We start from the raw sequence: 432 nt of genomic DNA, 5'->3' as shown, positions 1-432 counted from the left end.
ACCGGCGTGCAGTAAGCCGGGAGACAGTTTGTGGAAATGGCTGCTGGTCAGTTAGGGATTTAATAGCGCTTTGGAGGCGAGGACGTGAATGAAAAAGGAATCGTGGTTTACGTGACCGGACACGATGCGCCGGGCGGGAAGCCAGGGGACGTAATGGTTGCCGGCGACCCGCGCTATTTCCATCCAGCTGAAGTTGAAACGCTGCTGGGCGAACCGGCCAAAGCACATGAAAAACTGGGCTGGAAACCAGAAATCACCCTGCGCCAGATGATCTCGGAAATGGTTGCCAACGATCTTGAAGCGGCAAAGAAACACTCTCTGCTGAAGTCGCACAGTTACGAGGTCGCCATCGCGCTGGAGTACTAGGGATGAAGACACAAAGTTTTTTTGTGGCGGGCCATCGCGGGATGGTGGGGTCCGACATCGTAAGAC

The 432-nt window shown here is 55.1% G+C and carries 1 pseudogene; it reads left to right on the top strand.

From position 1 onward, the window contains the following. Positions 1–21: 21 nt before the first annotated feature. Positions 22–366, top strand: a pseudogene (locus ACU8YC_RS28340) (GDP-mannose 4,6-dehydratase); the annotation flags it as partial. Positions 367–432 lie beyond the last annotated feature (66 nt).

It is taken from the genome of Citrobacter sp. VF227, assembly GCF_052950715.1.
The sequence above is the reverse complement of the archived record's forward strand: the minus strand, read 5'-3'. Positions and strand labels throughout refer to the sequence as shown.